Origin of the sequence: Streptomyces sp. FH025 (assembly GCF_017427025.1) — a bacterium.
Lineage (GTDB): Bacteria > Actinomycetota > Actinomycetes > Streptomycetales > Streptomycetaceae > Kitasatospora.
In genome coordinates this window covers 1-4263 of record NZ_JAFLNG010000669.1, presented here as the reverse complement: position 1 = coordinate 4263, position 4263 = coordinate 1, and the positions used below count along the sequence as shown (strand labels likewise).

General features: G+C 75.4%; 5 protein-coding genes. 4 read left to right on the top strand and 1 reads right to left on the bottom strand.

From position 1 onward, the window contains the following. Nucleotides 1-98 precede the first annotated feature (98 nt). From J0670_RS31735 to J0670_RS31720, 4 genes are all read left to right on the top strand, one after another. On the top strand, nucleotides 99-977 hold the full coding sequence (locus tag J0670_RS31735) for an alpha/beta fold hydrolase (RefSeq protein ID WP_207815391.1): 879 nt from the start codon (nucleotides 99-101) through the stop codon (nucleotides 975-977). A gap of 370 nt (nucleotides 978-1347) precedes the next feature. After that, nucleotides 1348-1506: a hypothetical protein gene (locus J0670_RS31730; RefSeq protein WP_207815393.1), complete on the top strand. Its 159-nt coding sequence runs from the start codon at nucleotides 1348-1350 to the stop codon at nucleotides 1504-1506. Nucleotides 1507-1815: 309 nt separating this feature from the next. After that, the gene (locus J0670_RS31725) at nucleotides 1816-2454 is read left to right on the top strand and encodes a DUF6758 family protein (protein ID WP_207815389.1); all 639 of its coding nucleotides are present in this window, start codon (nucleotides 1816-1818) and stop codon (nucleotides 2452-2454) included. A gap of 46 nt (nucleotides 2455-2500) precedes the next feature. Then, nucleotides 2501-3361: a PHP domain-containing protein gene (locus J0670_RS31720; RefSeq protein ID WP_207815386.1), complete on the top strand. Its 861-nt coding sequence runs from the start codon at nucleotides 2501-2503 to the stop codon at nucleotides 3359-3361. Nucleotides 3362-3442: 81 nt separating this feature from the next. Here J0670_RS31720 and J0670_RS31715 read toward each other — a convergent pair whose 3' ends face one another. Continuing rightward, entirely contained in the window at nucleotides 3443-4084 is a 642-nt protein-coding gene (locus J0670_RS31715; RefSeq protein WP_207815385.1) for a suppressor of fused domain protein, read from the bottom strand. Between the last annotated feature and the right edge of the window lie 179 nt (nucleotides 4085-4263).

Here is a 4263-nt window from a genome sequence, read left to right as displayed (position 1 = left end):
CTCGTCGGCCCCGGGCCGTAGGCTCGGAATGCCGGTCCGTCGCAGGAAGGAACACAGTCCGTGAGCGAGCGCAGCGAGCGAACAGTCGTGAGGTGCGCATGAGCACCCCGCCTTTCCTGACGTTGCCCGGATGCGCGCGGGCGGAGCGGGTGGTGACCGCGCGGGGCGGGTTCGCCGCGCTGCGAGCGGAGCCGGACGAGGCGGTGCGGGGGTCGGCGCTGCTGGTGCCGGGGTTCACGGGCAGCAAGGAGGACTTCATCGGGCTGCTGGAGCCGCTGGCGGCGGCCGGCTACCGGGTGACGGCCGTGGACCAGCGGGGGCAGTACGAGACGGGCGGGCCGGACGATCCGGCCGCGTACACGGTGGCGGCGCTGGGCGCGGACGTGCGGGCGCTGACCGAGGCGCTGGCGGCGGAGGGCGGGCCGGTCCACCTGCTGGGGCACTCCTTCGGCGGCCAGGTGGTGCGGGAGGCGGTGCTGGCGGCGGCCGCGGAGGGGGCCCTGCCGTGGCGCTCGCTGACGCTGATGTCCACCGGCCCGGGTGCGATCGACCCGGCCGAGGCGGCCCGGACCAAGCTGCTGCTGGACGTCCTGCCGGCGCTGAGCCTGGAGGAGATCTGGCAGGTCATGCGGCGGATGGAGGAGAGCGGCGGCGAGCCGAGGCCCGCCGTGGAGCCGGAGGTCGCGGAGTTCCTGCACCGCCGCTGGGTGGCCCATGTGCCGCGCGCGCTGGCCGTCACCGGCGCCCATCTGGTGGCCGCGCCGGACCGGGTGGCCGAGCTGGCGGCGGTGACCGCCGGGGTGCTGCCGGTGCTGGTGCTGTCCGGGGTGCGGGACTACGCCTGGCCGGTGCCGGAGCAGTCCCGGATGGCGGAGCGGCTGGGCGCCCGCCGGGTGGTGATCGAGGACGCGGGCCACTCCCCCAACGCCGAGCGGCCCGCCGCCACGGCCGCGGCGCTGGCCTCGTTCTGGGCCTGACCGACCCCTGCACCCGGAGTGGTCTGTACCACTTCTCGAAGTTCGACCGTCCTCAACGCAGGACAAAATTCGTTAGTTACGGTAATCTTTGATTCTGTCCGGGAATCATCGACCGGCCCGCACTCGGGCGCCGATCAGTCGAAACCCGGGCGTTACGGACGGGCAACGGCCCGGTAGCACCGCCACGGCACCGTGGTTCACGAGGCATTGGACGCACCAGGCAAAGCAGGGGGAGCTCTTGCCGCAGCAGACCGCCGCACGTACGCCCCGACCGGTCCGGCCGCACCGCCGGATCCGCCGGACCCCGCAAGGGCTGATACCGACTCAGCCGCAACCGCCCCGACCGACGGGGCCAGGAAGGGAGACGCCCATGACGAAGACCATGCGATTCGAGATCGTCCGACTTGACGACGCCAACGGCTCCGCCACCGACCGCCTGATCGCCGACGCCGCCACCGTGCAGGAGCTGGTCCAGGCCGCCGCCCGCACCGGCGAGCGCCTGCTCATCCGTCCGTGCCCGACCGTCTGACCCCGCGCGGCGCCTCCGACCGGGAGGCCTCACCCGCCGCCGACGAGCCGGGAGCATCCGATCCGGACGTTCCGATACCCGACTGACGCCCCGTCACCGCGATCGACGATGACGGGGCGTCAGTGTGTCCGGGGCCTGAGCCCGGGACGTTTGCCGCCTCCCGTCACGGGACATCCCCCCAACGGGAACCGCCCGCGCCGCACCCCACCCAGCGCCGGCCGGGCGTCCGCCACCGACAGGTGCCGCCGAGCCGTCCGTACGGGTGATCGTCCTTGACGCGGCGGTCCGGAGGGAGGAGCGTTGTCGGCTATGAGGGGCGAGCCAAGCTGCCCGAGGTGCGCCGGTCGGGTCCGCGCCCCCGGTCTGTTTTCGGACACCTGGCAGTGTGACCGGCACGGAGCGGTGCACCCGATGCAGCCCGTGCTGCCCCCGAGCGTGGAAGCCCTGGGCGTCGCCGTCGCCCGTTCCCAGGTCCCCGTCTGGCTGCCCTGGCCGCTCCCGGTGGGCTGGCTCTACACCGGCATCGCCCACGTCGGCGACGACGTCTCGGGCGCCCGCGCCACCGCCGTCGCCTGCTCCGGGCCGGCGCCGCTCGGCGGCTTCGGCGAGCTGGTGCTGATCGCCGAGGAGCTGGGGGTCGGGCTCGGCGCCCGCTACGCCGGACTGCCCGGGCCGGACCCGGGCGACTCGGTCGGTCTCTACAAGCCCGCCGACGCCAAGCTGATGGCCGCCGGGCGCCCCACCCCGATGTTCCACGTCCCGGACTCCCCGGACGACCGCGCGGTGTTCGTCGGCGAGGCCCGCGGACTCTGGCTCTGGGCCGTCGCCTGGCCCGAGCAGTCCGCCCTGGTGATGTACGACGAACTGGTGCTCACCGACCTGCGCGAGGCCGGCGCCGAGCTGGACCTGCTGCCCTGCGGGGCCCTCTCCCCCCGGTTGCTGGGCTGAACGTCCTATCCTGGGCGGCACCCACGAGCCTCCAGGAGTCCGCCCCGTGCGCATCGACCTGCACGCCCACAGCAACGCCTCCGACGGCACCGACAGCCCGGCCGAGCTGGTCGCGGCGGCCGTCGCCGCCGGCCTCGACGTCGTGGCGCTCACCGACCACGACACCGTGGGCGGTCACGCCGAGGCCGCCGGAGCGGTGCACGCGCTGCCGGACGGCACCCGGCTGACCCTCGTCCCGGGCGCCGAGCTGTCCTGCGTGGTGGACGGCATCAGCATGCACCTGCTGGCGTACCTGTTCGACCCCGAGGAGCCGGAGTTCGCGCGCGAGCGGGAGCTGGTGCGCACCGACCGCTTCCGGCGCGGGCGGGCGATCGTCGAGCGCTGCCGCGAGCTCGGCGCGGACATCACCTGGGAGCAGGTGCGGCGGATCGCCGGGGCCGGCTCGGTCGGGCGGCCGCACATCGCCAGCGCCCTGGTCGAGGCCGGCGTGGTGGCCACCGTCTCGGACGCGTTCACCCCGGACTGGCTCGCCAACGGCGGCCGGGCGGACATCCGCAAGCACGAGACCGACCCGGTCGAGGCGGTGCGGCTGGTCCGGGCGGCCGGCGGGGTGCCGGTCTTCGCCCACCCCGGCGCGGTCAAGCGCGGCCGGACGGTGTCCGACGGGGTGATCGCCGACCTCGCGGCGGCCGGGCTCGCCGGGCTGGAGGTCGACCACACCGACCACGACGAGGAGACCAGGCAGCGGCTGCGCGGCCTGGCCGGCGAGCTCGGGCTGCTGGTCACCGGCTCCAGCGACTACCACGGCAGCCGCAAGACCGTCCGGCTCGGCGAGTACACCACCGACCCGGCGGTGTACGAGGCGCTGCTGGCGCAGGCCACCGGCGCGAAGCCGATCGAGCGCTGAGCGGCGGGGCCGCCGCGCTCCGGCGTGCCGGGGCGCGGTGGCGGCGCACGACCCCTGCCGTACGCCCCGGCTGAGCGGGTGTCAGTCGAGCTTGACGCCCCGCCGGTCCGGATCGCGCAGGTCGGTGCCCTGGTCGAGCCAGCGCTCCTGGAGCGCGGCCGCGCCGTGCACCCGCTTCCAGCCCGCCTCGTTGGGCGTCATCGGCAGCAGCGGCAGGAAGCGCACCGGCTCGGCGGGTTCGGCGAGTTCCAGGTCCTCGACGAGGCCGCCCGGTTCGGCGGCCAGCACCGAGGTGAAGGGGGCGCCGTCCCAGAGCGGGGCGCCGAGGTCCAGCGAGCCGCCCGGGGCCACCACCAGGCCCTCGACCTGCGGGGTCGCGGCGAAGGTCGCGAGGCTGCGCAGCACGCCGTCGCGTCCGCCGCGCACGGTCAGCAGCAGTTCGACGCGGGGGCCGCGCAGCTGGTCGGCGACCGGCGAGGTCGGGTCGGCCATCGGCGCGGCGGACATCCCGAGCGTGGTGTAGCGGACCAGGCCCCCGGCGTCCGGGCCGAAGCGCAGCACCTCGATCCGGTCCGCGCCGAGGAAGGTGACGGCGGCGCGGCCGCTCGGCTCACCGAAGGTGGAGATCAGCCGGGCCTCGACGGCGGCCAGCACCGCCTCCCGGGAGAGCTCCGAGGAGCTGCCGCCGTGGGGGTCGCCGAAGAGCGGGAAGTCGTGCGCCATGCCGGTGAGCGTAACCCGGGCGGGCGCGCGGGCCGCGCGGAGGGCGGGCCCGTCGGCGCGTGGGCGCCCGAGACCGTCAAGGCTCGGGAAACCCCCCGGTGTCGATGCCCGGTCAGGTGCTAGGGTGAGCGACTGGCCACCGGGATCGTGCGTCCCGGGGCGGCGGAGCGAAGGAGGTG

Bases quoted from the DNA above. Each gene is read 5' to 3' on its own strand.
- J0670_RS31735 (WP_207815391.1), top strand. From the start codon at position 99: ATGAGCACCCCGCCTTTCCTGACGTTGCCCGGATGCGCGCGGGCGGAG.
- J0670_RS31730 (WP_207815393.1), top strand. From the start codon at position 1,348: ATGACGAAGACCATGCGATTCGAGATCGTCCGACTTGACGACGCCAAC.
- J0670_RS31725 (WP_207815389.1), top strand. From the start codon at position 1,816: ATGAGGGGCGAGCCAAGCTGCCCGAGGTGCGCCGGTCGGGTCCGCGCC.
- J0670_RS31715 (WP_207815385.1), bottom strand. From the start codon at position 4,084: ATGGCGCACGACTTCCCGCTCTTCGGCGACCCCCACGGCGGCAGCTCC.